We start from the raw sequence: 24,274 nt of genomic DNA on the forward strand, positions 1-24,274 counted from the left end.
ACTTAGCCTTCCTGTGCTTCGCCGGCGCGAGCGGCCGCGCGGCGCAGCACCCGGCGGGTGAGTTCGTCGGCAAGGTGCCGCTTGTAGTCGATGGGGCCCCGCTGGTCGGTGACCGGGTCGCTCGCCAACGCGGCGAGCCGCCCGGCCTCCACGAACAGGTCTTCCCGCGGATGCTGGCCGCGCAACATGTCCTCGGCCTCGGCGACCGTGCCGGCCACACCGACGGCGGTGAGGCCGATGGTGACGTCGTCCATCGTTCCGTCGATGGCCAGGGAGATCGCCGCTCCCGCCGCCACGACCGCCCAGTCACCGAACCGCCGTTCAACCTTCTCGTAGGCACTTCCCGAGCGTGCACGGATCGGGAAGCGCGCCTCGACGAGGAGTTCGTTGTGCGCCACGGCGGTCTCGTAAGCACCACGGTGGAAGTCGTGCATGCTGAGTACGCGCTCGCCGCCGGGCCCGCGCACGACCGCTTCCGCCCGCAGAACCTTGCAGACCGTGGAGAGATCTTCGGCCGGGTCGGCCTGGCAGAGCGACCCGCCGATCGTGCCACGGTTGCGCACGGTCGGATCCGCAATCACGCGCTCCGCGTCGGCGACGATCGGAAACAAGCGGGAAATCTCGGGGGGACGCCAGCAGTGTCGCGTGACGGGTCATGGCGCCGACCCGCAGCGTGTTGCCGTCGCGCAGCACAAAGTCCAGTTCGAAGAGCTCGTTGATGTCGATCAGCCACTCGGGTCTGGCCAGACGGAGTTTCATCATCGGCAGAAGACTGTGCCCGCCCGCGATGACCCGGGACTCCGGACCGTGGTGCTCGAGTAGGGTGATCGCATGGTCGACCGTGCTGGCGCGCACATAGTCGAAGGACGCTGGAATCTGCACAGGGGCCTCCACCTCGAAAAGGTACCCGGCAACAGCGACAGGCACGGAATTGTGTCACATAGCGCTACGGGGCCGCCGGGTTGTCAACGCGAATCGGGACGGCTCCGGGCCGCCGGAGAGTCGGCCGCCGGAAACGACCGTCCCGCAGCGGAGTACGTCGAGGGTTCAGTGGCGGTCCCGCAACGAAAAAGGCCCCGGCGACGAATCGCCGGGGCCTCATGCACTGTCTCAACCAGCGCTCGTCCGTGCACAGCAGAACCGTGACCGGAAGTCTGTCTCTAGCATACAGGCACGGTAATCGATGCCGGGGGAGGGTCAGGTTCGGGTCGGCGGCCGGAGTCGTCTCCGGGCCCGAGGGCCCCGGAGCGCAGCCCCAGCTCGTGTTCGGCGACGGTGCGCACGAGACCGCGCAGCCGCTGCGCTTGGCCGTAGCGCACGATGGCGTGCGCGTTCAGCCCGTCGATGATCGCCAAAAGCTGCCAGGCGACGGCGTCCGGGTCGATCGCCCGGAATTCACCGCGCGCGCAGCCGGTGTTCAGCAGGACGGCCAGGAACGCCTGCCAGGCGTCCATCTGAACGCCCACCTCCACGGCGAGCGCAGGGTGGCGTCGGCCGAGGCTCCAGGCATCGAGCCAGACCGCGGTCACGGTGCTACGTGCGGGTCCGAGCAGAGTGTCGATCAGCGTCTGCAGGGCCGCCACGGATGTCTCGCAGGGCGCCAGCTCCTCCGCCACCTCGCCGATCTCGGCGGCCACGATCGCCCCGAAAGTAGAGGCCACCAGGGAGTCCATGCTCGGCTGGTAGTGACTGACCAGGGCCGGGGTCACCCCGATCCGGGAGGCGACCGCACGCAGTGTGAGGGCCGACAATCCCTCGTCAAGGGCGATCTCCCGGGCGGCGCGAGCGATTTCCGCCGCCCGCTCGATCGGTGCTTTGCGCCGCGATGCACTCGGATCGGTTGACATGAAACCTGAGTCTATATATCTTTAGCCAACGGTTATTGATCAAGTGATCAATTATTCCACAGGGAGGTCACGTCATGCTCTTGATCAACGCGCCCGGCATCGCCGAACCGCTGACCCGCACGTCGGACGAGGCCGGGCCGCCGCTCCGGGTCGGGCTCGTGCAGCACCGCTGGCACGTCGACGAAAACGCGCTGCGCGCGGAGCTGGCCGAGGGCATCCGTCTGGCCTCCGAGCAGGGTGCCCGCGTCGCCTTCCTGCCCGAGCTGACGCTGCGCAAATACCCCGGCAACGCACGGGCACAGGGTGTGCCGAAGCTAACGGCCGAGGACCTGCTGACCGGACCGACCTTCGCCTTCGCGGCTGAGCAGGCCGAAGTGCACGGCATCGTCGTGCACGCCTCCCTCTACGAGAGACCGGACGCAGAGGATGCACCGGAGGACCCGCGCGGTTACAACACGGCCATCCTGGTCTCGCCGACCGGTCGGCTGCTCGGTCGCACGCGGAAACTGCACATCCCGGTCACCGAGGGCTACTACGAAGACACCTGGTTCCGACCGGGCCCAGCCGAGGACGCGTATCCCGTCTATGCGCCCGAGGAACTGGGCGGTGCCCGGATCGGGCTGCCCACCTGCTGGGACGAATGGTTCCCCGAGGTGTCGCGGCTGTACGGCCTCGGCGGCGCCCAGCTGCTGGTCTATCCCACGGCGATCGGCTCGGAGCCCGGCTTCCCGACGTTCGACACCCAGCCCCTCTGGCGGCAGGTGATCGTGGCCAACGGGATCACCAGCGGCCTCTTCATGGTGGTGCCCAATCGTCACGGCGACGAGGGCGACCTGACCTTTTACGGCTCCTCTTTCATTTCTGACCCCTACGGTCGTGTGCTCGTGCAGGCTCCCCGTAACGAGTCCGCGGTGCTGGTTGCCGACCTCGACCTGGCACAACGGGAGGAGTGGCTCACGCTGTTTCCCTTCCTGGCCACACGACGGCCGGACAGCTATGCGGGGCTGACCACGCCGGTCGACCCGGCTCATCCGTTCGGTGCGATGGCGACGTCGGGGGAGTCGTGACCTGGCTGATGCCGGCGGAGACGGCGCCGCAGGACCGGGTCTGGATGGCATTCCCGGTGGACGGCTACACGCTCGGCACGGATGCGCATTCCGCCGACGAGGCGCGCGGAACCTGGACCGCGGTTGCCCACGCGGTCCTCGAATTCGAACCCGTCACCATGGTCGTCGACCCGGCCGAGGTGGCGACCGCTCGGCGGTACCTCTCCGCGGAGATCGAAATCATCGAGGCACCACTTGACGACGCCTGGATGCGCGACATCGGCCCGACCTTCGTGCTGGGCGATGACGGGCAGCTGGGGGCGGTGGACTGGGCATTCAACGGTTGGGGTGCCCAGGACTGGGCGCGCTGGGGCAAAGACGCGGAGGTAGGCAGGCTCGTCACCGCCGCCTCTGGCGCGAGTGTGATCTCCTCGGTGTTCGTGAACGAGGGCGGCGGCATTCACGTCGACGGCGCGGGAACGGTGCTGGCCACCCAGACCGTTCAACTGGATCCGGGTCGGAACCCCTACGTAGACCGAGCGAGGATCGAGGCCGAGTTCGCCCGCACCCTCGGGGCCACCCGCCTGGTCTGGCTGCCGCGCGGCCTGACCCGGGACCAGCAGCGCTACGGAACCCGCGGCCACGTCGATATGGTGGCCACCCTCCCGTCGCCCGGAACGATGTTGATGCACGCGCAAAACGACCCGGCCCATCCGGACTATGCAGTGACCAGGCAGCTCCGCGCCGTGCTCGCCGAGGAGACGGATGCCGCGGGCCGGCCGTTCACCATCGTCGACCTGCCGGCACCGGCCGCACTCACGGACGAGGACGGCTTCGTGGACTACAACTACGTCAATCACCTCGTCGTCAACGGCGGCGTGATCGCCTGCGGCTTCGGCGAGGAACGGGCCGACCAGGTCGCCCGGGAGATCCTGGCCGCGGCTTATCCGGGCCGAACGGTCGTGTCGGTCGAGGCGCGGCCGTTGTTCGCGCGCGGCGGCGGCATCCACTGCATCACCCAGCAGCAGCCATCGGCCGGCTAGTACGCCGCGCCGCGCTTGCTGTCGCAAGGTGAACGTTCAGGGGACTGTGGCACGATTGACAGGTTGGCCACCGGGAATTCGGCTAGTCGGCGCCACCGGGACGCCGCATGCAGCACGATCTGAATCGAGTCAGTTTGAAGTTCATCGTTGGGGAAACCCTCGTCTATCCGCACCACGGTGCGGTCACCCTTACCGAGCTCTCCACCATAACCCTGAAGGGCGTCGCCCAGCCGGCGATGACGCTGCGCGTGCATTCGTCGCAGCTCACCATCCAACTTCCCATCGCGAACGCGGGGCTTGTCGGAGTGCGTGACGTCATCGATGCCGCTGGGCTGGAAGAGGTCTACAAGGTTCTGCGCGAGCCGTTCACGGAGGAAGCAACGAACTGGAGCCGCCGGTTCAAAGCGAATCAAGAAAAGATGGCGAGTGACAGCGTGACGCGCGTCGCCGAAGTCGTCAGGGACCTGTGGCGCCGCGAGCAGGACGGCGGCGTGTCCGCCGGAGAGAAGCGGATGCTCGCCAAATCCCGTCAACTCCTGGAGTCTGAGCTGGCGCTGGCACTCGGCACATCGCCGGAAGACACCGTCCTGGCTTTGGACGAGGTTCTCTCCGGGGCCCTCACCGAAGCGGTCTAGCACCGCTTGGCGGTTCGACGCCCACGCGAGCCACCGCCACGACGACGTGTCGGATGCGGATCTTGGCCTGCCTGGGGGGAACGAGCGGTTCACGCCGTCATGGATGGCTTTCCGCATGTGTCTTCCGCCCGTTGTCCAGATAGCCGCCGAGGAGTATCTTCCGCAGAGGTGGGGCGGGACGCTGGCTCACCCGATGCCAGGCGGGTCGTCCCTTGTTGAGAGGATTACTCATGAAACGCATGGTCCTGGGGTGCGTTGTCGCACTCGGACTTGTTTTCGTCGGCGCCACTTCGGCTCAGGCTGGCGAGACCAGTGGCAATGGCAGTCCGGTCCCGGGCGCAACGAACGCGAGTTCGGCGTGCGCCTATTCGGGCCGGGACCTCCCCGATGCTGAGGAGAACCAGCCGCCCCAATTCAACGACGATTTCGTCACGGACGGGCGCGTGCAGAGCTACGGGCGGTTCGTCAGCCACGGCTTCAAGGATCTGGTACCCAGCCCGGGCGAAGCCTGCCGCGGCAACGTGACGTTTGAGGAATAGGCTGCCAAGCCGCGACCTCGGGCAACTGCGAGCACAGCCCCGACGATCTTCCCTCGGTCGCTGACCTCTGGTCGCGACGCGGCCGGTCAGGGGATGATCATGATCGTGAGGGCTTCGCGGTTGCCCCTGTCACGGTTGGCGACGGGGACTGTGTCGAGGTTCACCGTGCGGTCGAGGACCCTCCGGGAGTGACGGTCCCGTCGAGGATCGCCGGCATGAGGTGTGCACTGTGGGCGCGCACGGGAGAGGGGCCGATGACCGCATGACAGATGGTGGCATCAACCAGTTCTCCAGTAGCGATCGCCTGCGGGAAAAGCGGGCGGCGCCGAGCATGTCGGCGGTGAGGCTGCCGCCGGCGGACGTCCGATACGGGGCGATGGCGAGGAGACTACGTTCAAGCCGGAGACACGTTCGACCATAAAAAAAATAGGCCGCGCAACCAGTATCGATTGTCGCGACCTATTTCCATGTGACGAGTCGGAAGGATCCGAATCTCATTTCTGTGCCCGAGGGGGGACTTGAACCCCCACGCCCATAAGGGCACTAGCACCTCAAGCTAGCGCGTCTGCCATTCCGCCACCCGGGCCGAGTGTTTCAGCGGCCGTTCCCGGCCGCCGAATAGATAATCTAGCACGGATTTCGAGGCCCTCCAGCCGCGCCCACCGTCGCCGGGCGGCGGCGAGGCCCGGTAGCGTGACACGCATGCTTTCCTCTGCTGACAACACACCGGCCGACGCTGCACTGGACCTCACGGCCACGATCGCTCGCGACCTCATCCGTTTCGACACGACCAACTATGGCGAGGGCCGTTCGAACGGCGAAACGGATGCCGCCGAGTACGTCGAGGCGAACCTGCGGTCTCTCGGCCTCGCCCCGCAGCTGTTCGATTCAGAACCGGGCCGCACGAGTGTCGTCGTGCGCGTTCCGGGTCGCGACAGCAGCCGCGGAGCGCTGGTGGTCCACGGCCACCTCGACGTCGTTCCCGCTGACCCGGAGGCCTGGTCGGTGGACCCGTTCGCCGGCGTGATCAAGGACGGCCTCCTGTGGGGTCGCGGAGCCGTTGACATGAAGAACATGGACGCCATGATGCTCGCGGCGCTCCAGAACATCCTCGGCTCCGGCCAGGAACCGGCTCGTGAACTCATCGTGGCGTTCTTCGCCGACGAGGAGGCCGGGGGAGTGCTCGGCTCGCACTACCTCGTCGACACCCGCCCGGAGCTCTTCCAGGGCGCCACCGAGGCCATCAGCGAGGTCGGGGGCTACTCAATCACGCTCGGCGGTCAGCGTGCCTACCTGCTCCAGACGGGTGAGAAGGCGCTGATCTGGATCAAGCTTGTGGCGCGGGGCGAGGCGGCCCACGGGTCCCGGCTGATCCAGAGCAACGCCGTGACCCGGCTCGCCGAGGCTGTCGCCAAGGTCGGCCGGCGTGAGTGGCCGATCCGCCTGACCGAGACCACCACCCAGCTGTTGGCGGAGCTGGCACGGGTGCTCGACGTCGACCCCCAACGTGTCGGTCCCGACGAGCTGGCCCTCGCCACTGGCACGGCATCGGGCTTCATCCAAGCGAGCCTGCGCACCACGACCAATCCCACCGTTCTGCACGCCGGGTACAAGCACAACGTCATCCCGGACCGGGCGGAGGCGCTCATCGACATCCGCACCCTGCCCGGAGACGAGGATTCCGTACTCGCCGAAGTGGCAGCGCTGGTCGGCCCCGACATCGAGATCGTGATCATGCACCGCGACATCGGTCTCGAAACAGAATTCGGCGGGCCCCTCGTCGACGCGGTCGTCGAGACTCTCGGCCGACACGATCCGGGCGCTCCCGTGCTGCCCTACCTGCTCTCCGCCGGCACGGACAACAAGGCCCTCAGTACTCTCGGGATCAAGGGTTACGGTTTCGCCCCGCTCAAGCTCCCCGCCGACCTCGATTTCCCGGCGATGTTCCACGGGGTCGACGAACGGGTGCCTCTCGACGCGTTAGTGTTTGGCAGGCAGGTCCTGACCGACCTGCTCTCGAACTATTGATCAGCAAAAGGGCACTTCGTGAATTTCATCGACGCACTCATCCTGGGACTCGTGCAGGGACTGACCGAATTCCTCCCGGTTTCCTCCAGCGCCCACATCCGTATCGTCGGGGAATTCCTGGGGACCGGAGATGACCCGGGAGCCCGCTTCACCGCGATCATCCAGATCGGTACCGAGGCTGCCGTGGTGATCTTCTTCTGGCACGATATCGTGCGCATCATCGGGCAGTGGTCCAAGTCCCTTGTCGGCAAGGTTCCGCGCGCCGACCCGGACGCGCGGATGGGCTGGCTGATCATCCTCGGATCACTGCCCATCGTGGCGCTCGGCCTGCTCTTCCAGGACCAGATCGAGTCCTCGCTCCGCAACCTATGGATTACCGCCAGCGTGCTGATCGGCTTCGGCGTCCTGCTCGGAATCGCCGACTACGTCGGGGCCAAGCGCCGCCGGCTGGGCGACCTCACCGTTCCCCATGGCATCGTCTACGGCTTCGCCCAGGCCCTCGCGTTGATCCCCGGCGTATCCCGTTCGGGAGGCACGATCACCGCCGGCCTGTTCATGGGGTACGAGCGCGCCGCCGCCGCCCGCTACGCGTTCCTGCTCGCCATCCCGGCCGTTCTCGGCAGCGGGCTGTTCCAGGTGTACAAAGCGATCGCCAAGCCGTGTCTGGAGGGTGCGACAAACTGCACCCCGGAGATTTTCGGCCCGTGGGATACCCTGGCGGCCACGGTCGTCGGCTTCGTCGTCGCCCTGTTCGTGATCAAGTTCTTCATGAGCTACATCTCCAGACGTAGCTTCCTGCCGTTCGTGATCTACCGCATCGTGCTCGGCCTCATGCTGATCGGCCTGCTGGTGACGAACACCATCTCCGCCTAGTTAGGCTGGGACGATGCGTGCCTGGCAACGACCCGAAATTCCGCAACTCCCCGGTCAGTCCGGCGCACCCTGGCTGCACGACACCGCCACCGCGGCCCTGATCGAGGCCAAACCCCAAGACGTCGCCCGGCTGTACGTGTGTGGGATCACCCCCTACGACGCCACGCACCTCGGCCATGCGGCCACCTATTTGGCCTTCGACACCCTGCAGCGGGTCTGGCTGGACGGCGGCTACCGGGTGCACTATGCCCAGAACGTGACGGATGTCGACGACCCGCTCCTCGAGCGAGCGGCCGCCACCGGCGTCGACTGGGAGGTTCTCGCCGAGTCGCAGGTGGACCTCTTCCGCACCGACATGGAGGCACTAGGGATCATCCCGCCGAACGACTATGTCGCCGTCACCGAGGTCATCGACGAGATTGCGGATGCCGTGGCCCAGCTCTGGGACGCCGGCCTCGCGTACCCGGTCCCCATGGACGCGGCCGCCGCAGGCGCGCCCGAGCCGACGGAGGCGGCCGGTTCCGACATCTACTTCGACATCGAGGCCGCGCAGCGCGCAACCTCGTGGACGCTCGGCGACGAGAGCAATCTCGACTCCGAGGCCATGCTCACCCTGTTCTCCGAACGCGGGGGAGACCCGGCCCGTCCCGGCAAGCGGGATGTCCTCGACCCGTTGCTCTGGCGCTCGGCCCGCCCCGGGGAACCGTCCTGGGCGTCGCGCGTCGGCGCCGGCCGTCCGGGCTGGCACATCGAGTGTTCGGTCATCGCACTGAAGGAACTCGGCACGGACTTCACGGTGCAGGGCGGCGGCAGCGATCTGATCTTCCCGCACCACGACATGAGTGCGGGGCACGCGGCAGCCCTATCCGGGCATCCGCTGGCCGGCGTCTACAGCCACACCGGCATGGTGGCCTATCAGGGCGAGAAGATGAGCAAGTCGCTCGGAAATCTGGTGCTCGTGTCCAAACTGCGCACCGCGGGAACCGACCCGCGAGCAATCCGCTTGGCCCTGCTCGACCAGCACTACCGCACCGACTGGGAGTGGACGAACGCGCACCTTCGAGTGGCGGAGGCCCGCCTCGCGGCCTGGACCGCGGCCTTCGGGGCAGCGGGCACGGCCGGAACCATCGACACGCACGCGATTATCGAACGGCTGCGCGCTGCCCTCGCCGCCGACCTCGACACCCCGGGCGCGCTGGCGGTCGTTGATGCCGCCGCAGCAGACTCCGACAGAGTCGACGAGCCGGCACTGCTGGCCCGAGCGGTCGACGCGCTGCTCGGCGTGGCTCTTTAGGGCTGCCGGGGCGAGTCGGTCGGCGGGCGCCCCTCGCCGGGGCCGTCCCGGCCATCGCCGCGCTTACGCAGGTATTTCTCGAATTCCTGGGCGATAGCTTCGCCGCTGGCTTCCGGGGAATCGACCGTGTCGCGAGCCTGTTCGAGCTGCCCGATATAGGCCGCCATCTCGTCGTCCTCGGCCGCCAGCGTGTCGATGCCGCTCTGCCATTCATCGGCCTCGCTCACCAGGTCGCCGCGCGGGATGACGACGTCGATGATCTCCTCGAGCTTGTCGATCAACGCCAGCATCGCCTTCGGCGACGGCGCGTTGTGCACGTAGTGGGGAACGGATGCCCAGATCGACAGGGTCGGAATGCCGACCTCCTCCGCGGCGATCGCGAGCACGCTCAGGATGCCGACGGGGCCTTCGTAGGTGCTGCGCTCAACCTGAAGTTCGGCCCGTACCTGCGGGTTGTCGCTGGAGACGAAGATGGAGATAGGCCGGGTGTGGGGAACATCGGCCAGCATCGCCCCGAGGAAGACGATGCCGCCGACATCCGCGGCGAGGGCGGCGTCGAGGATCTCTGCGGCGAATCCCTTCCAACTGCGAGACGGTTCCGTTCCAAGGAGCAGATAGATGTTTCCGGCGTTCGTGCCGCTGACGCGCAGCTGCGCGTCGTCGGCCAGGGGAGCCCCGGCCTCGGCGGGGGTCGTCGGTCCGTAGAGTACGGCACCCGGCCACTCCAGTTTGCGCCGGCCGTCTTCGCCGGCGGCCGAAATGGTGGGCCGGTTGAACTGATAATCGAAGTAGATCTCTGGGTCGATTTCTATGACCGGGGAGACATCCAGCAGATCCTTCAGGGTGCCCACGGCGCCGGTCGCCGCCTCGCCGGCGTCGTTCCAACCCTCGAACGCCACCACCAGGAGGCGACCGTTGAGGAACCCATTAGCCTCTGTCACTGTCTGAAACCTCTTTCGACGGGGTGCCCCGCACGGCGCACCATCCATCAAGGATAGGCGGTGCCCCTACACTTGAACTCCGTGAACGCGATCCGAATCAATTCCCCCCTGCCTGCGGCCGTGCTCTGGGACATGGACGGCACCATCGTGGACTCCGAGCCGTACTGGATGCAGGCCGAGACGGAACTGGTCGAGTCCTTCGGCGGCGTCTGGTCCCACAGCGACGCCATGCTGCTGGTCGGCTCCGGTCTCGAGGGTTCCGCGGTCATCCTGCAGGATCGGGGCGTCGACCTGGCCGGCGACGCCATCGTGCACCGGCTCACGAGCCGGGTCCAGGAACTCCTGAGAGTCTGCGGTGCCCCGTGGCGGCCCGGCGCGCTCGAACTGCTCGCCGAGCTCAAGACCGCCGGCGTCCCCATGGCGCTGGTCACCATGTCGCAGCAGCGGATGGCGCGACAGATCGCCGAACTTGTCGGATTCACCGCCTTCGACACCATTATCGCCGGCGATATGGTCACGCACAGCAAGCCGCATCCAGAGGCTTACCTGACGGCCGCCGGGCTGCTCGGCGTCGACCCCGAGCACTGCATCGCGGTCGAGGATTCCGTTCCGGGGATCGCGGCCGCCGTGGCATCCGGGGCAGTCGTCGTCGGCATCCCGCATATGGTGCCCCTACCCGAGAGCGCGCACTACGATCTCTGGCCGACCCTCGCCGGTCGCACTCTTCACGGTTTCACCTCGCTGTACACTGCACGTCGCGGATCCCTCGGCCGCAGGCCGGCCCCGACCGACCCACACTGACCCAGAGCAAGGACATAACCCACGCATGAGCGACAACCAGGTCATCCAAAACAGCGGCCCCTTCCGGATCGGCGACCGGGTACAGTTGACCGGACCCAAGAACAAGCTGAACACGATCACCCTGGAACCAGGCAAGGTCTTCCACACCCACCGGGGAATTCTGGCGCACGATGACGTCATCGGTGTCCCGGACGGCTCGGTCGTCACGAACAACGTCGGCGTGGAGCACCTCGCCTTACGGCCGTTGCTGAACGACTTCGTTATGTCGATGCCGCGCGGTGCTGCCATCATCTATCCCAAGGATGCCGCCCAGATCATCGCGCAGGCCGATATATTCCCGGGGGCGACTGTGGTGGAGGCCGGCGTCGGTTCCGGCGCCCTGTCGCTCTGGCTGCTGCGCGCCATCGGCCCCGCCGGGAGTCTGGCCTCATTCGAACGCCGCAGCGAGTTCGCGGATGTCGCGCGTGACAATATCGCGACCTTTCTCGGGTCTGATCCCGCCAACTGGAGCATCACGCTCGGCGACCTCGCCGATACCCTGCCCGACACGATGCCGGCTCAGAGCGTCGACCGGGTCGTGCTCGACATGCTCGCGCCCTGGGAGTGCCTGGGCTCTGTTTCGGACGCGCTCAAGCCCGGCGGAGTGCTGCTCTGCTACGTGGCCACGGTGACCCAGCTCTCGCGGGTGGCCGAGGCCATCCGTGCGACCGGTCTCTACACGAACCCGGACTCGAACGAGACCATGGTTCGCGGGTGGCACGTCGAGGGTCTCGCCGTGCGGCCCGATCACCGGATGATCGGGCACACGGGTTTCCTGATCACGGCCCGCCGTCTCGCCCCGGACACGATTCTTCCCGAATTGAAGCGCCGTCCGTCGAAGACCGACTTCTCCGATGCCGATGTGGAGGCCTGGACCCCGGGCGCGCTCGGCGAACGCAGTGTCAGCTCGAAGGTCATGCGCAAGCGCGTGCGGATGGCGGAGACAGGCGCGGCCATCTCGAAGGCTCGCGGGCTCGACGCGGGCGAACCAGACGACGTCGCACCCAACGCCCGTTAGAATTGGGATCGGCCTGCCATCCGGCCCCGAATTTGCCCCTGTCCCGCACAATCACCTGCCCCACACTGAAATGAGATCCCGTGCGTAGAGCTCCTGCACTCATCGCTTCCGCTGGCCTGCTGGTCGCGGTCCTCACCGGCTGCAGCACCCCCGTCGACGCCGCAGACTGCCAGGCGCCGGTCACGAAGGGGGCGGCGTCGAAGCTCGTGTCGGTGTCGGGAGAATTCGGCTCCGCGCCGACGGTGGACTTCCCGACCCCGCTGAAGACGGACACCACCCAGGCCAGTGAGATCATCGCCGGCACGGGTGCCGGTCTCGTCCCGGATCAGCTGGTCAAGCTTGACCTCAGCCTCTACAACGGTACGACGGGTGCGTTGATCAGCGCGGGCGAGTACGACGGGGTCAACCAGGCCAGCATCGTCCTGGACGACGAGCAGTCGCTCCCGGGCCTGGCGATGGGCCTGGAGTGCGCCCAGGTCGGATCCCGGCTGGCTCTCATCGTCTCCCCGGAGGACGGGCTCGGTCCGGCCGGCGGAGACCCCAACAGTGGCATCGGCGCCGACGACTCGCTGGTCTTCGTGATCGACGTCGTGCGAGCCAACCTGCTCCGGGCCAACGGCGCCAACCAGCCGGTCGCGAGCGGGCTTCCGTCCGTTGTCCTTGCGACTGATGGAACCCCCGGCCTCACCATTCCGTCGAGTGAGCCGCCGACCGACCTACAGATCGGCGTCCTCAAGAAGGGCAATGGCAAGCAGGTCCCGGAAGGCGACACTGCGACCCTGCACTACACGGGCGTGCTCTGGAACGAGAACACGGTCTTCGATTCCAGCTGGCAGACCGGGAAACCGGCCGAGTTCCTGATCGTGGACGGTTCCAAGACCGAGGGCGGGCTGATTCCCGGGTTCGCCCAGGCCATCATCGGGCAGACCGTCGGTTCGCAGGTAATCGCCGTCATCCCGGCCGATCAGGCTTACGGTGATGAGGCCTCGCAGAAGATCCCCGCAGGCTCAACGCTCGTGTTCGTCGTCGATATCCTCGGCGTGAACTAAGTCTCGGCCTGCAAGCGGCGGATAGACTCGCAGCGTGCCGTCCACCATTGAAAAGAACAGCCGTGTTTCGGTAGAAGAACGCCTGTTCAGCCTGGTACTTGCGCTCATCGCAACGGAAGTCGGGTTGACCAAGGCCGATATTCTGTCCACCGTGCAGGGGTACCGCCAGCGCTACCTCCCCGGCGGCGCCAACGCGAGCCTGGAGCGGCAGTTCGAACGAGACAAAGACGACATCCGCGAACTGGGCATTCCGCTCGAGTTGGTTGAGCCGCCGGACGATCCCGGAAGCAACCACCATTTGCGCTACCGCATCCCCAAGGGACTCTACGAGCTTCCGGTGGACGTGACTTTCAGCCCGGACGAGCTCATGCTGCTGAAGCTAGCCGCGACGGTCTGGCGGGAGGGCTCCCTGTCTGCGGAGTCCAGGCGTGCGATGACGAAACTGCATGCGCTGGGCATCGACTCGAGCGATCCCGTGCTCGGTTACTCGCCGTCCCTGCGCGTGCGGGAGGCGTCCTTCGAACCGCTCAGCAAGGCAATGGATCGCGGTCAGGTTGTCGCATTCCTCTATCTGAAGCCCGGCGAGGCGGCGGCGCGCCGCCGTCAGGTCGAGCCCCGCGCCATGGTGTTGCACGACGGACGATGGCACCTGTTCGGCACCGACCAGGATGCTGCGGCAACCCGCACGTACCTGCTCTCCCGGATCGTGGGCCCGGTGGTGACGGTCCCCGGAGCTTCGTTCGTGGCGCACGGTGACGGTCAGGGGCAGGAAGCGCTCAGCGAGCTCGAGGCGCTGTGGACCGCCAACATCGCCGTGATCGCCGCCCGGCCGGGCAGCGATGCCGCGGTGAGACTGTCGAAGCGAGACGCCCCGGGAGAGATTCGAACGAACGCGGACGCATCCGCTCTGCACCTGAACTTCACCGATCTCAACGTGTTCGCCGACGAGCTCGCCGGCTACGGCCCGGAGGTTCTGGTGCACTCGCCCGCGGCCCTGCGCACAGCGGTCCGGTCCCGCCTGATCACCGTGCGGGATGCCCACACCGATTTCGATCTGAATGCGCACCCGGACACCACGACGGCGGCCGACGAATGAACGGCGGTCCGGCACTCGGAGCATCCGACAAGCTGACCTTCCTCCTGGCGCTGGTTCCCTTCCTGATGGACCATGACCGCATCAGCGTGACCGACGTCGCCGAGCACTTCGGGGTGTCGCCTGACCGGGTGCGCGACGCGGTCAACCTCATCGCGGTTTCCGGCATCCCCGGGGAAACCCGCCAGTACCTGCACGGCGACCTGTTCGATATCCATTGGGACGAGTTCGAAACAAACGACCTCATCGTGCTCACCCACCTCGTGGCCATCGACGACTCGCCGCGCTTCTCCGCCCGAGAAGCCGCCGCGCTGATCGCCGGCCTGCAATACCTGTCCTCGCTACCGGAGAATGCGGACGTCGACGCGATCGCGTCGCTGATGGCGAAACTCACCCGCAGCGCCTCAGCGGCTCCCAGCCAAGTTGCCGTTGCCGGCACGGATGCCCGCAGCAGCATCGCGGTCGTGCAGGCCGCGGTCCGCGGCGGAGTACAGATCGAGTTCGACTATCTGAATGCCCGCGGCGAGAATGAACTGCGCCGGGTCGACCCGTGGCGTATCCAGACTGTGGACCGGGACTGGTACCTGCGCGGCTGGTGCCACCTCCGCGAAGCGGCCCGCACCTTTCGCCTCGACCGCATGAGCGATCTGCACGTGACCGACGTGCCGACCAACCCCCGGTCCGCCGATGCCGTGCCGACCGAGACCCTCTTCGAGGGCTCCGCGTCCGACCAGGATGTGACGGTTGAACTCCCGACGTCGGCCGTTCCGCTGCTCGCGGACTACGCACCATACGGCGCCCCCGGAGCACCCGGGGACAGAGTGCGGAGGACACTCAAAGTGGCTCATTATCACGGCCTCAAACGCCTCGTCAGCGGCCTCGCCGGAGTCGTGGAAGTGGTTGACCCGGCCGAGGCGCGCGCAGTCGTGCGCGAGTGGGCGGCCGCCGGTGTGGCCCGCTACGACGAGTCCGAACCGACAGACCTGGGGGAATAGACGATGCCGTGGTGGTTGTGGGCATTGATCTGGATCGGCCTGGTGCTCGGTCTGCTCGCGATGCTGGCCTGGTTCGGGTTCGCCCTGTTCAAGAAGGTCATGGCCACACTGGAAGCCCTTCAAGAACTCGGCGATCGTGTCGCTGACGTCACCCGGGGGCAGGAGATGCCGCCCCAGGTCCGGTTCCAACCGGCCGTCTTCACAAAGCCCGCCGACCTCTACCGCGCCCTCGAACTTGTTCAGCGTGACCGGGCGCAACGTCGACAGCGGCGGCGGGATTCCTTGATCGCCAGAGGTAAACTGTTTATCACTCGCCCACTGACCCAAAGGACAGATACTGATGCTTAACAACTTGACCGGATGGCACTTCCTGATCATCCTCGTCATCGTTCTGCTTCTGTTTGGTGCGCCCAAGCTTCCCGGCCTTGCCCGCAGCCTCGGGCAGTCCATGAAGATTTTCAAGAACGAGATCAAGAGCGACAAAGAAGACGCCGAAACGACCGGCAGCGCTGACGATTCTTCGAAGGCCGCCGGCACAGCCGACCCGACGACGAAATCGTAAGTCCCGTGGCGGGGCGAATCCCTCGGCGCACGGCCACCGATGGAAAAATGTCGCTGGGGCAACATCTGCTCGAGCTGCGCAAGCGTCTCTTCCTTGCTGCGGCAGGAATTCTGGTTGGTGCGATCGTCGGCTGGTTCCTGTCCGATTTCGTGTGGGACGCCCTGCGCGAGCCGATCTACGCCATCATCGAGGCGCAGGACCGCACGGCTCAGCTGAACTACCCAGACATCACAAGTGCCTTTGACCTGAAGTTGAAGATCGCCTTCTACGTGGGGCTCGTCGTGTCCAGCCCGGTCTGGCTCTTCCAGATCTTCGCGTTCCTGGTTCCCGGCCTCACCCGCATCGAAAAGCAGTACACCTTCGGCTTCCTCTTCACCGCCATTCCGCTGTTCTTGGCGGGCTGCGCCGCGGGATGGTTCGTTCTACCGAACATTGTCGGACTGATGACGAGTTTCGCCCCCAAGGAAGACGCCGCTCTCATCGTCGCGCAAAGTTACCTCGACTTCGTGTTGAAGCTCATGATCGCGATCGGTGTGGCTTTCGTGCTCCCCGTCTTCATCGTTCTGCTCAACCTGGCCGGAGTGATCAGCGCTCAGTCGATCATCAAATCCTGGCGGATCGCCGTCCTGCTGATCACACTGTTCACCGCGATCGCCACCCCCGCTGCCGACGTGATCTCAATGTTTCTTCTGGCCATCCCTATGGTCGTGCTTTACTTCGCCGCGTACGGAATCGCGTACCTCCACGATCGACGTGCCGCCCGGCGCGCCCGTTCCCTCGAACAGGAGTTGGCGCTCTGAGCGCATCCGATGACCAACCTTGAATCGCCCGCGGAACGCTATGCCGCCTCCCGAGCCCGCGCCGGCCGGCCCCGCCTCGAGTCATTCCGCGCCGGGCTCCGCTTCGGACTGGATCCCTTCCAGCTGGCCGCTTGCGCGTCTCTTGAAGACGATAACAGCGTGCTCGTCGCCGCGCCCACGGGTGCCGGCAAAACCCTGATCGCCGAGTTCGCGATCTATCTGGCAATGCAGAGCTCACGGAAGAAGGTCTTCTACACCGCCCCGATGAAGGCGCTGAGCAATCAAAAGTTTCAGGAACTCGTCGCGGAATACGGGGCGGATGCCGTGGGCCTGCTCACCGGCGACACGAACGTGAACCCGCAGGCCCGAATCGTGGTCATGACGACTGAAGTGCTGCGCAACATGCTCTACGCCGATTCGGACCTCCTCACAAACCTTGCCTTCGTCGTGTTGGACGAGGTCCACTTCCTGGCCGACCGGTTCCGCGGCGCCGTGTGGGAAGAGGTCATCATCCATCTGCCCCAGGACGTACGTCTGGTCTCGCTCAGCGCCACGGTCTCAAACGCCGAAGAATTCGGCGACTGGCTGCAGGCCGTCCGCGGCGAAACGGATGTCATCGTCTCCGAAGAGCGACCGGTCCCGCTCGAACAACATGTGCTGGTCAAGAGCAAAATGCTCGACCTCTTCGACGCGGCCGGCCTGGCCGGGACCCACCGGGTGAACCCGGAGCTGGTGCGGCTGGCCCAGTCGGGCGGGCGCGCACCCGGCGTCCGCTCGGCGAACGGACGCCGGGGCGGCGACCGCGATCGCGGCCGGGGGACCCAGCCGCGTGGCGGTTTCGAACCGGGGAGGATGGACCGCTCCGAGATCGTGCGGCTGCTCGAGGGCAAACATCTCCTCCCGGCGATTTTCTTCATCTTCAGCCGAGTCGGCTGCGACCAGGCGGTCCGCCAGGTACTGCGGGCCGGCGTGCGCTTGACCGACGCTCAGGAGCGCGAGGAGATCCGGCAGGTCGTCGACGAGCGCTGCCGTACGCTGCTCGACGAAGACCTCGGCGTGCTCGGCTACTTCGAGTGGCTCGACGGCCTCGAGCGGGGTGTCGCCGCCCACCATGCCGGGCTGCTGCCGGCGTTCAAGGAGGTCGTTGAGGAGCTGTTCCAGAAGAAGCTCGTGAAGGCCGTCTTCGCTACGGAAACCCTGGCGCTCGGCATCAACATGCCGGCCCGTACGGTGGTGCTCGACAAACTCGAGAAGTTCAACGGCGAGGCGAGAGTGCCGGTCACCCCGGGGGAGTACACCCAGCTGACCGGTCGGGCCGGGCGACGCGGCATCGACATCGAGGGCCACTCGCTGATCCAGTGGGCTTCCGGACTCGACCCTCAAACGGTGGCGTCACTCGCGTCCCGCCGCACCTACCCGCTCAATTCCAGCTTTAAACCGACCTACAACATGGCCGTCAACCTGATCGACCAGTTCGGTCGGGAACGCACGCGTGAGGTACTCGAGTCCTCGTTTGCCCAGTTCCAGGCCGATCGGGCGGTCGTCGACCTGGCACGCAAAGTGCGACACCAGGAGGAGTCACTGACCGGGTTCGCACAGTCCATGGTCTGCCACCTGGGCGACTTCACCGAATATTCCGCCATTCGTCGCAATCTCACCGATGTCGAGCGCCAGAATGCGGCCGGGGAGACCGGCGCCCGTGCGGCGCGCGAGCGTCGCCAGCGCGAACTCGGCAGCCTGCGTAAGCGCATGCGCGAGCATCCGTGCCATAGCTGCCCTGAGCGCGAGCAGCACGCACGGTGGGCACAGCGCTGGTGGACGCTGAGGCGAGACACGGATATTGTCACCCAGCAGATTACGACGCGCACCGGCGCCGTCGCACGCGTCTTCGACCGGGTGACCGAAGTTCTCGTGGGCTACGGCTATCTCCTCGAGAATCCCGACGCCACGGTCACGCTCAGCCCGAGCGGCCTGATCCTGCGTCGCATCTACGCGGACCGTGACCTCCTGGTGGCGGAATCGCTACGCCGGGGCCTGTGGAATGACCTCGACCCAGCGGGTCTCGCCGCCATGGCCTGCGCTCTCGTTTTCGAGCCTCGCCGCGAGGAGGGTCTGATCGACGAACGTTACCTGCCCAAGGGCACCTTCCGCGAGGCCCTGCACGAGACCCAGGAGTTGTGGAGCCGCCTCGATGATCTCGAACGCGATCACAAGCTTCCCGGCAGCAACCCCCTCGCGGTGGGACTCAGCCTGGCGATGTGGAAGTGGGCGCGAGCCGGATCGCTCATCGACGTCCTGGATGAGGCCGAGATGGCGGCGGGGGACTTCGTGCGCTGGACGAAGCAGACCATCGACCTTCTGGATCAGCTCTCGGTCGTGGCCGACGACCCCGTCGGTCGCACCGCTCGCAAGGCCATGGATGCGATCCGCCGTGGGATCGTGGCCTACTCGTCAGTCGCCTAGGCTGATGACGTGATCTCGGGGACCCTTCGGCCATTGGCCCTCCCGTTGCCGGCCGCTACTGTGCTCGCCGCGGCGGCAGGCGCGATCCTGGACGCCGGGTTTCCCGATCGGTCGTGGTGGATTCTGGCCCTGGTCGGAGTCTTCCTAATGCTCTGTGCCCTGCTGGGGCGTGGTTTCTGGTCCGGCCTGCTCACCGGGATGGTGGCCGGATCAGCGTTCTGGTTGATCCACATCAGCTGGCTGACGCTCTATCTCGGATCTGTGCCCTGGCTGGCACTGGCCGGCTTGCAAACCATATTCTTCTCCATCAGCCTGGCGCTGATCGGTGTCGTGCTCGAAACGGGGCCGCGGGTGTGGCCGACCAGCCTGGGCCGCCTTGGCGTGGTGCCGGTGGTCGTGGCTGGGCTGTGGACGGCGCGGGAAGCACTCGCCTCGGTATGGCCGTATGGCGGATTCGCTTGGGGCAGGGTGGCCATCTCCCAGTCCGAGAGCCCGTTCAATTCACTGGTGGCCTGGGTCGGCATGTCGGGGCTCAGCTTCGTCCTGGTCTGGCTCTGCGCCCTGGCCCTGCAGTTGCTCCGCGAAACCCCGGTGCGACTCACCGTGCGCTCAGGCATCGCCGCAGGGGCGATCGCGGTCGTATTGGTCGTACCGGCCTGGCCGACGGTACAGACGGGGGAGGTTCGTCTGGCTGCCATCCAGGGTGCATCGGATGCCGGTCTGTTCGCGCGCTACTCACCGGGGCAGATCCTGGCGGACCACACTTCAGCGACCCTGGCCGTCATCGACGAGGAGGTCGACTTCGTCGTGTGGCCGGAGAACGCCAGCGACATCGACCCCCTTCGTTCAGCGGATGCCGCCAAGAACCTGGACTTCCTCAGCCGCCGGATGGGCGTCCCGGTCATCGCGGGAACGATAACGCAGCGGGACAACAAGTTCTACAACAGTTCTCTGTTGTGGCAAGAGGGGGAGGGCGCCGTCGACATCTACGACAAGGTGCATCCGGTGCCCTTCGCGGAGTACATGCCGGACCGTGCGTTCTGGCGGCCATTTGCTCCCGAGTTGATCGACCTGGTCGCGCGCGATTACTCCATCGGCACGCGGGACAACGTCTTCGACATCAATGGGATCGTGGCGGGAATCGCCATCTGCTTCGATATCGCCGACGACCAGCTCGTTCAGGAAATGGTCGACGCCAGGGCCGAGATCATCCTCGCCCAGACGAACAACGCCGACTTCGGCCGCACCGACGAAAGCGTGCAGCAGTTGGCCATCGCGCGACTCCGAGCCATCGAGGCCGGGCGCACGGTCGTGAATATCTCCACCGTGGGCACCAGCGCCATCATCACGCCGGATGGTGCCACGCTCGACCGTTTGCCGACCTGGCTTCCCGGAGCGATGGTGCAGTCAGTTCCCCTGAGCGACACGGTCACCCCGGCGATGGCGGCGGGACGGGCAATCGAGTGGCTGGTGTGCGGCCTCGGCCTCGCCGGGTTTGTGCTGTGCTCCGTTAATGCGCTACGCGCCCGACGGAATCGGGCGCGTAGCAGGTAAAACTGATCAGTTCAGGCGTCGAGAGAACGGGCCGATCAGGCGCCGATCTTCTGCTGTCCGCGCCGCTCCCGCAGGAACGTCAACCGCTCCTCGAGGAGTTCCTCGAGTTCGGCGCGGGTGCGTCGCTCCAGGAGCATGTCCCAATGCGTACGCGGTACTTTCTCGTCGGAATGGTCCACAATAACCGGTTTGGAGTCGACCAACCGGGTTGCTGTCTGTGAACAGAAGCGACATTCCCATTCGTCAGGGGCATCCGCCTCTGCCGAGAAGATCATGACCGTCTCCCGTGCACACGTTGCACACAGATACGTGTGACTGACTCGTGGTGAAAAGGTTACGCCCTCTTCGCTTTGAAGGCTTTGTGCGCCTAACCTCATGCCACGCAAACTGCGATCCGCCATCGTGTGGTCTCCTCTCGCGATGCAACTACTAGGTATAAACCATCAAGCTGGACGTTATCTTTCCGTTACGTGACTTCTCGGAGCGAACTCTCAGGCTCGCGCCGCGATGATCGCCACGGCCAGGTCGCACCGGTCCGTGACGATCCCGTCGACACCGAGGTCGAGGAGCCGGTTCATGGACTCCGCATCGTTGATGGTCCAGACATGCACCTCTACCTCGGTCGCGTGCATGGCGCGAATGAAGCGGGGAGTGAGGATGCGAAGGAAACGAATCGACTCCGGTACCTGCACGGCGGCGAAGCCCCTCAGGGAGTGCCGCACCGGAGCGGCAAGGCCCAGTTCGGCGGTCAAAACGGCGCGCATCAAGACCGACGCGGATGCCGATGTGGCCACCCCGGGAAGGAGCGCAGCCGTGCGGCGACGGCGGTTCTCGGAGAATGAGGTGATCAGCGTTCGGTCGATGGCGCCGGCGTCCCGGACCGCAGCGGCCGTGGCCTCGACGGCGGCCAATGATTTGACGTCGATGTTGAACCGGGCGTCCGGGAAGACGTCAAGTCCCTCGCGAAGGGAAGCGAAGGACTGTCCCTGACCGAGTCCGACCCGGCGCAGCTCGCCCATGGTGAGCTGGTCGAGGCGGATGCGGGTTCCGGCCACATCGTGTTCAGCGTCGTGGCTGAGCACGGCGATTCCGTCGTCCGTGGCGTGGACATCCGTCTCAATGTGGGTCGCGCCGACCGCCAGCGCGTGCCGGAACGCCAGCAGGGTGTTCTCCGGTGCATCGAGGGAGAGGCCGCGATGGGCGAAAACGCGCGGCCCGGCCCCCTCTAGGTACATCGTCGCCTAGGCCTCCGGGACGGCGGGGGACCGACCGGCCGTCTCGGCCTGCCCGGTCTGCGCGGCCTGCCCGGTCGGTGCGGGGGCGGCCGAGCCGCCGACGGCATGGCCGAACGCCGTCCCGATACCGTTCATCGCGGCGGTGAGTTCGCTGGGCACGATCCACAGCTTGTTCGCACTGCCCTCTGCGAGCTTGGGGAGGGTCAGAAGGTACTGATAGGCCAGGAGCTTCGGATCCGGGTCACCGTCATGGATCGCCCTGAACACCGTGGTGATGGCCTCCGCCTCACCCTGGGCGCGCAGAACGGCTGCCTTCGCGTCACCCTCCGCCGACAGGATGGCTGCCTGCCGGGCTCCCTCTGCCGTCAAAATCGCTGACTGCTTCGTGCCCTCCGCGGTCAGGATGACGGCGCGGCGGTCACGCTCGGCGCGCATCTGCTTCTCCATCGAGTCCTGGATGGACAGGGGCGGGTCGATCGCCTTCAGCTCCACCCGTCCGACTCGGATACCCCACTTGCCGGTGGCCTCGTCCAGCACGATCCGCAGCTGCCCGTTGATATTGTCGCGGCTGGTCAGCGCCTCTTCAAGGTTGAGGCCACCGACCACATTGCGCAGGGTCGTCGTCGTGAGCTGCTCGACTGCGCCCAGGTAATTCGCGATTTCGTAGGTGGCGGCACGTGCATCCGTGACCTGAAAATAGACCACGGTGTCAATGGACACCACGAGATTGTCCTCCGTGATCACCGGCTGCGGGGGGAAGGAAACGACCTGTTCGCGCATGTCCAGCAGGGGTCGCACCCGGTCGATGAAGGGAACCAGGATGTTCAGGCCCGGCTCGAGCGTCTTGTGATACTTGCCCAGACGCTCGACGACGCCGGCGTTGGCCTGCGGGATGATCTTGATGGCCCGGACGAGAACGACGACGACGAACACCCCGAGTACCAAGAGGAGGGCGGCAATGAAGATTTGCCCAATGAATTCACCGGTGGAGAGCATTATGTGATGTTCCTTTCCGAGGGCAGAACGACGGCGGTGGAGCCTTCGATCGCGGCCACGCGAACAATCTCACCGGGTTCGGCGGATTGCGTGTCGGTGTCGGGGGAGAGGCGGGCTGTCCAGGTTTCGCCGTTGGCCAGTTTGACCATTCCACCCGAGGGGCGAACGGTGGACAGTACTTGTGCGGTCATGCCGAGCAGTGCGGCGACATTGCTCGGTGTGTGATCGGCACCCTTCCTCATCAGCCGCAGGAGAACCGGGCGTATGAGCAGGATGAGGAGCACGGATACCACGGCGGCCGTGACGATCTGGAGCCACCACACGGCTCCCAGCAGGTTCGCCCCCAGGCCGGCCAGACTGCCGACCGCGATCATCAAAAAGGTGAACTCGAGAGAAAGCAGCTCGATGATCACACAGACGAGGATGAAGACGAGCCAAACGATCCACAAGTAGTCGGTCAGGTCAGCCATCAATTTTGGAGCCTCTCACGTGACGTTTCCCTGTCGAAGCTATCACCTGCTCGTCGGCCGGAGTCAAGACTGACCGAGGCTGAGTCCAGCCGCGCATGTTGGTAGGGTTGGGCGTTGTGACTATTGCACCCCAAAATCCCCTCGACGCCGGCTCTCTCACCGGCAAACGCGCCCTGGTCACGGGGTCGTCCCGTGGTGTCGGAGCGGCCACCGTCGGCCTCCTCGCTGAGGCGGGCGCCAGCGTCGCGATCAACTTCCGCAACAAGGAGGCACGGGCGATCAAGGTCGCCGATGCTATCCGCGCCGCAGGTGGCACGGCAATCACGGTCGGCGCAGATCTGACGGATGCTGCATCCGTCGAGTCCATGTTCGAAACCATCCTCACGGAGTTCGGTGGGCTCGACATCCTCGTCATGAACGCCTCCGGCGGCATGGAAAGCGGCATGGCCGAGGATTACGCCATGCAGCTGAACCGGGACGCCCAGGTCAACCTGCTGCACGCGGCACGGCCCTTGCTCGCTCCGGGTGCCCGCGTGGTGTTCGTCACCAGCCACCAGGCTCACTTTGTCGAGACCACGACGACCATGGCCGAATACGAGCCAGTCGCCCGGAGCAAGCGCGCCGGCGAGGACGCATTGCGCGCCCTCATCCCCGAGCTCGCCGAGGCCGGCATCGGTTTCGTCGTTGTCTCCGGCGACATCATCGAGGGCACGGTCACCGCCGTCCTGCTTGAGCGAGCCAGCCCGGGCACCATGAACGCGCGCAAGGATGCCGCCGGCCGGCTGTACAACGTCAGCGAATTCGGCGCCGAGGTTGCGTTGGCGGCTGTCGAGGCCGTGCCGGAGAACAACACCAGGTATGTCGGGGACATCGCGGACTACGTCGGAGAAGCCGCCAGTCGAAACTGACGTTGCGGGCAGCACGTGCGGTGCGGCCGGACGAGTGCTCTGCAG

At 66.1% G+C, this 24,274-nt stretch carries 25 protein-coding genes, 1 tRNA gene and 1 pseudogene; 18 read left to right on the forward strand and 9 right to left on the reverse strand.

From position 1 onward, the window contains the following. Positions 1–2 precede the first annotated feature (2 nt). The 3 genes and pseudogenes from E3O22_RS09070 to E3O22_RS09075 form a co-directional block, all read right to left on the reverse strand. Positions 3–611, reverse strand: coding sequence for a xanthine dehydrogenase family protein subunit M (locus E3O22_RS09070; protein WP_241976589.1), 609 nt, complete (start codon positions 609–611; stop codon positions 3–5). Positions 612–693: 82 nt separating this feature from the next. Beyond that, positions 694–927, reverse strand: a pseudogene (locus E3O22_RS16355) (FAD binding domain-containing protein); the annotation flags it as partial. Between the two features lie 233 nt (positions 928–1,160). After that, positions 1,161–1,847 (reverse strand): TetR/AcrR family transcriptional regulator, encoded by a 687-nt coding sequence (locus E3O22_RS09075; protein WP_134395552.1) that lies wholly within the window; start codon positions 1,845–1,847, stop codon positions 1,161–1,163. Between the two features lie 74 nt (positions 1,848–1,921). Between E3O22_RS09075 and E3O22_RS09080 the strand changes: the two genes are divergently transcribed. The 4 genes from E3O22_RS09080 (at position 1,922) to E3O22_RS09095 (ending at position 5,110) form a co-directional block, all read left to right on the forward strand. Beyond that, positions 1,922–2,914, forward strand: coding sequence for a nitrilase-related carbon-nitrogen hydrolase (locus tag E3O22_RS09080; protein WP_134395553.1), 993 nt, complete (start codon positions 1,922–1,924; stop codon positions 2,912–2,914). Continuing rightward, on the forward strand, positions 2,911–3,936 hold the full coding sequence (locus E3O22_RS09085; protein ID WP_134395554.1) for an agmatine/peptidylarginine deiminase: 1,026 nt from the start codon (positions 2,911–2,913) through the stop codon (positions 3,934–3,936). The genes E3O22_RS09080 and E3O22_RS09085 overlap by 4 nt, the downstream gene beginning before the upstream one ends. A 134-nt stretch (positions 3,937–4,070) precedes the next feature. Continuing rightward, a complete protein-coding gene (locus tag E3O22_RS09090) occupies positions 4,071–4,571 on the forward strand; it encodes a CarD family transcriptional regulator (RefSeq protein WP_104102105.1) in 501 nt (166 codons plus the stop codon). A 230-nt stretch (positions 4,572–4,801) separates the two neighbouring features. Next, a complete protein-coding gene (locus E3O22_RS09095; protein ID WP_104102102.1) occupies positions 4,802–5,110 on the forward strand; it encodes a hypothetical protein in 309 nt (102 codons plus the stop codon). Positions 5,111–5,613: 503 nt separating this feature from the next. Here E3O22_RS09095 and E3O22_RS09100 read toward each other — a convergent pair. Continuing rightward, positions 5,614–5,696, reverse strand: a tRNA-Leu gene (locus E3O22_RS09100). Between the two features lie 116 nt (positions 5,697–5,812). On the opposite strand from E3O22_RS09100, the gene E3O22_RS09105 reads away from it, so the two are divergent. From E3O22_RS09105 to mshC, 3 genes are read left to right on the forward strand one after another with little or no spacing between them, the layout of a single operon-like run. Further along, entirely contained in the window at positions 5,813–7,138 is a 1,326-nt protein-coding gene (locus E3O22_RS09105; RefSeq protein ID WP_134395555.1) for a M20/M25/M40 family metallo-hydrolase, read from the forward strand. Positions 7,139–7,156: 18 nt separating this feature from the next. After that, the gene (locus E3O22_RS09110) at positions 7,157–8,011 is read left to right on the forward strand and encodes an undecaprenyl-diphosphate phosphatase (RefSeq protein ID WP_134395556.1); all 855 of its coding nucleotides are present in this window, start codon (positions 7,157–7,159) and stop codon (positions 8,009–8,011) included. A 13-nt stretch (positions 8,012–8,024) separates the two neighbouring features. After that, complete coding sequence (gene mshC / locus E3O22_RS09115) at positions 8,025–9,305, forward strand: cysteine--1-D-myo-inosityl 2-amino-2-deoxy-alpha-D-glucopyranoside ligase (RefSeq protein WP_134395557.1); 1,281 nt, start codon at positions 8,025–8,027, stop codon at positions 9,303–9,305. Here mshC and E3O22_RS09120 read toward each other — a convergent pair. Continuing rightward, positions 9,302–10,246 carry a proteasome assembly chaperone family protein gene (locus tag E3O22_RS09120; RefSeq protein WP_241976590.1) on the reverse strand — a complete coding sequence of 315 codons (945 nt, stop codon included), beginning with the start codon at positions 10,244–10,246 and terminating at the stop codon, positions 9,302–9,304. The two genes, mshC and E3O22_RS09120, sit on opposite strands and share 4 nt — an antisense overlap. Before the next feature lie 132 nt (positions 10,247–10,378). On the opposite strand from E3O22_RS09120, the gene E3O22_RS09125 reads away from it, so the two are divergent. The 10 genes from E3O22_RS09125 (at position 10,379) to lnt (ending at position 20,620) form a co-directional block, all read left to right on the forward strand. Continuing rightward, positions 10,379–11,047, forward strand: a complete 669-nt coding sequence (locus tag E3O22_RS09125) for an HAD-IA family hydrolase (protein WP_174722054.1) — start codon at positions 10,379–10,381, stop codon at positions 11,045–11,047. Positions 11,048–11,072: 25 nt separating this feature from the next. Next, the gene (locus E3O22_RS09130) at positions 11,073–12,104 is read left to right on the forward strand and encodes a tRNA (adenine-N1)-methyltransferase (protein ID WP_134395559.1); all 1,032 of its coding nucleotides are present in this window, start codon (positions 11,073–11,075) and stop codon (positions 12,102–12,104) included. Between the two features lie 80 nt (positions 12,105–12,184). Continuing rightward, complete coding sequence (locus tag E3O22_RS09135) at positions 12,185–13,153, forward strand: FKBP-type peptidyl-prolyl cis-trans isomerase (protein WP_134395560.1); 969 nt, start codon at positions 12,185–12,187, stop codon at positions 13,151–13,153. Positions 13,154–13,187: 34 nt separating this feature from the next. Then, on the forward strand, positions 13,188–14,249 hold the full coding sequence (locus tag E3O22_RS09140; protein WP_241976591.1) for a YafY family protein: 1,062 nt from the start codon (positions 13,188–13,190) through the stop codon (positions 14,247–14,249). Beyond that, positions 14,246–15,241 (forward strand): YafY family protein, encoded by a 996-nt coding sequence (locus tag E3O22_RS09145; RefSeq protein ID WP_134395561.1) that lies wholly within the window; start codon positions 14,246–14,248, stop codon positions 15,239–15,241. Before E3O22_RS09140 ends, E3O22_RS09145 begins: the two co-directional genes overlap by 4 nt. A gap of 24 nt (positions 15,242–15,265) precedes the next feature. Then, positions 15,266–15,589: a hypothetical protein gene (locus tag E3O22_RS09150; protein WP_134395562.1), complete on the forward strand. Its 324-nt coding sequence runs from the start codon at positions 15,266–15,268 to the stop codon at positions 15,587–15,589. Continuing rightward, the gene (gene tatA, locus E3O22_RS09155) at positions 15,582–15,803 is read left to right on the forward strand and encodes a twin-arginine translocase TatA/TatE family subunit (protein ID WP_104102079.1); all 222 of its coding nucleotides are present in this window, start codon (positions 15,582–15,584) and stop codon (positions 15,801–15,803) included. Before E3O22_RS09150 ends, tatA begins: the two co-directional genes overlap by 8 nt. A 47-nt stretch (positions 15,804–15,850) precedes the next feature. Beyond that, positions 15,851–16,603, forward strand: coding sequence for a twin-arginine translocase subunit TatC (tatC, locus tag E3O22_RS09160; protein ID WP_134395563.1), 753 nt, complete (start codon positions 15,851–15,853; stop codon positions 16,601–16,603). Positions 16,604–16,612: 9 nt separating this feature from the next. Next, complete coding sequence (locus E3O22_RS09165) at positions 16,613–19,066, forward strand: RNA helicase (RefSeq protein ID WP_134395564.1); 2,454 nt, start codon at positions 16,613–16,615, stop codon at positions 19,064–19,066. Between the two features lie 9 nt (positions 19,067–19,075). Continuing rightward, positions 19,076–20,620: an apolipoprotein N-acyltransferase gene (lnt, locus tag E3O22_RS09170; RefSeq protein ID WP_134395565.1), complete on the forward strand. Its 1,545-nt coding sequence runs from the start codon at positions 19,076–19,078 to the stop codon at positions 20,618–20,620. A gap of 35 nt (positions 20,621–20,655) precedes the next feature. On the opposite strand, the gene E3O22_RS09175 is transcribed toward lnt, so the two are convergent. The 4 genes from E3O22_RS09175 to E3O22_RS09190 all read right to left on the reverse strand — a co-directional run bounded on the left by E3O22_RS09175 (position 20,656) and on the right by E3O22_RS09190 (position 23,321). Beyond that, a complete protein-coding gene (locus E3O22_RS09175) occupies positions 20,656–21,021 on the reverse strand; it encodes an RNA polymerase-binding protein RbpA (protein ID WP_134395566.1) in 366 nt (121 codons plus the stop codon). A 90-nt stretch (positions 21,022–21,111) separates the two neighbouring features. Then, a complete protein-coding gene (locus E3O22_RS09180) occupies positions 21,112–21,855 on the reverse strand; it encodes a glycerophosphodiester phosphodiesterase family protein (protein ID WP_134395567.1) in 744 nt (247 codons plus the stop codon). Positions 21,856–21,861: 6 nt separating this feature from the next. Next, positions 21,862–22,851, reverse strand: coding sequence for an SPFH domain-containing protein (locus tag E3O22_RS09185; RefSeq protein WP_134395568.1), 990 nt, complete (start codon positions 22,849–22,851; stop codon positions 21,862–21,864). Further along, positions 22,851–23,321: an NfeD family protein gene (locus E3O22_RS09190; protein WP_174720088.1), complete on the reverse strand. Its 471-nt coding sequence runs from the start codon at positions 23,319–23,321 to the stop codon at positions 22,851–22,853. The genes E3O22_RS09185 and E3O22_RS09190 overlap by 1 nt, the downstream gene beginning before the upstream one ends. A 116-nt stretch (positions 23,322–23,437) precedes the next feature. Between E3O22_RS09190 and E3O22_RS09195 the strand changes: the two genes are divergently transcribed. Next, positions 23,438–24,229, forward strand: coding sequence for an SDR family oxidoreductase (locus E3O22_RS09195; protein WP_241976592.1), 792 nt, complete (start codon positions 23,438–23,440; stop codon positions 24,227–24,229). The last annotated feature ends 45 nt before the right edge of the window (positions 24,230–24,274 follow it).

The organism is Cryobacterium sp. TMT2-18-2 (assembly GCF_004402245.1).
Classification (GTDB): domain Bacteria; phylum Actinomycetota; class Actinomycetes; order Actinomycetales; family Microbacteriaceae; genus Cryobacterium; species Cryobacterium sandaracinum.

Bases quoted from the DNA above. Each gene is read 5' to 3' on its own strand.
- E3O22_RS09190 (WP_174720088.1), bottom strand. From the start codon at position 23,321: ATGGCTGACCTGACCGACTACTTGTGGATCGTTTGGCTCGTCTTCATC.
- E3O22_RS09075 (WP_134395552.1), bottom strand. From the start codon at position 1,847: ATGTCAACCGATCCGAGTGCATCGCGGCGCAAAGCACCGATCGAGCGG.
- E3O22_RS09145 (WP_134395561.1), top strand. From the start codon at position 14,246: ATGAACGGCGGTCCGGCACTCGGAGCATCCGACAAGCTGACCTTCCTC.
- E3O22_RS09185 (WP_134395568.1), bottom strand. From the start codon at position 22,851: ATGCTCTCCACCGGTGAATTCATTGGGCAAATCTTCATTGCCGCCCTC.
- E3O22_RS09105 (WP_134395555.1), top strand. From the start codon at position 5,813: ATGCTTTCCTCTGCTGACAACACACCGGCCGACGCTGCACTGGACCTC.
- E3O22_RS09095 (WP_104102102.1), top strand. From the start codon at position 4,802: ATGAAACGCATGGTCCTGGGGTGCGTTGTCGCACTCGGACTTGTTTTC.
- mshC (WP_134395557.1), top strand. From the start codon at position 8,025: ATGCGTGCCTGGCAACGACCCGAAATTCCGCAACTCCCCGGTCAGTCC.
- E3O22_RS09180 (WP_134395567.1), bottom strand. From the start codon at position 21,855: ATGTACCTAGAGGGGGCCGGGCCGCGCGTTTTCGCCCATCGCGGCCTC.
- E3O22_RS09175 (WP_134395566.1), bottom strand. From the start codon at position 21,021: ATGGCGGATCGCAGTTTGCGTGGCATGAGGTTAGGCGCACAAAGCCTT.
- E3O22_RS09125 (WP_174722054.1), top strand. From the start codon at position 10,379: ATGGACGGCACCATCGTGGACTCCGAGCCGTACTGGATGCAGGCCGAG.
- E3O22_RS09130 (WP_134395559.1), top strand. From the start codon at position 11,073: ATGAGCGACAACCAGGTCATCCAAAACAGCGGCCCCTTCCGGATCGGC.
- E3O22_RS09165 (WP_134395564.1), top strand. From the start codon at position 16,613: ATGACCAACCTTGAATCGCCCGCGGAACGCTATGCCGCCTCCCGAGCC.
- tatA (WP_104102079.1), top strand. From the start codon at position 15,582: ATGCTTAACAACTTGACCGGATGGCACTTCCTGATCATCCTCGTCATC.
- tatC (WP_134395563.1), top strand. From the start codon at position 15,851: ATGTCGCTGGGGCAACATCTGCTCGAGCTGCGCAAGCGTCTCTTCCTT.
- E3O22_RS09080 (WP_134395553.1), top strand. From the start codon at position 1,922: ATGCTCTTGATCAACGCGCCCGGCATCGCCGAACCGCTGACCCGCACG.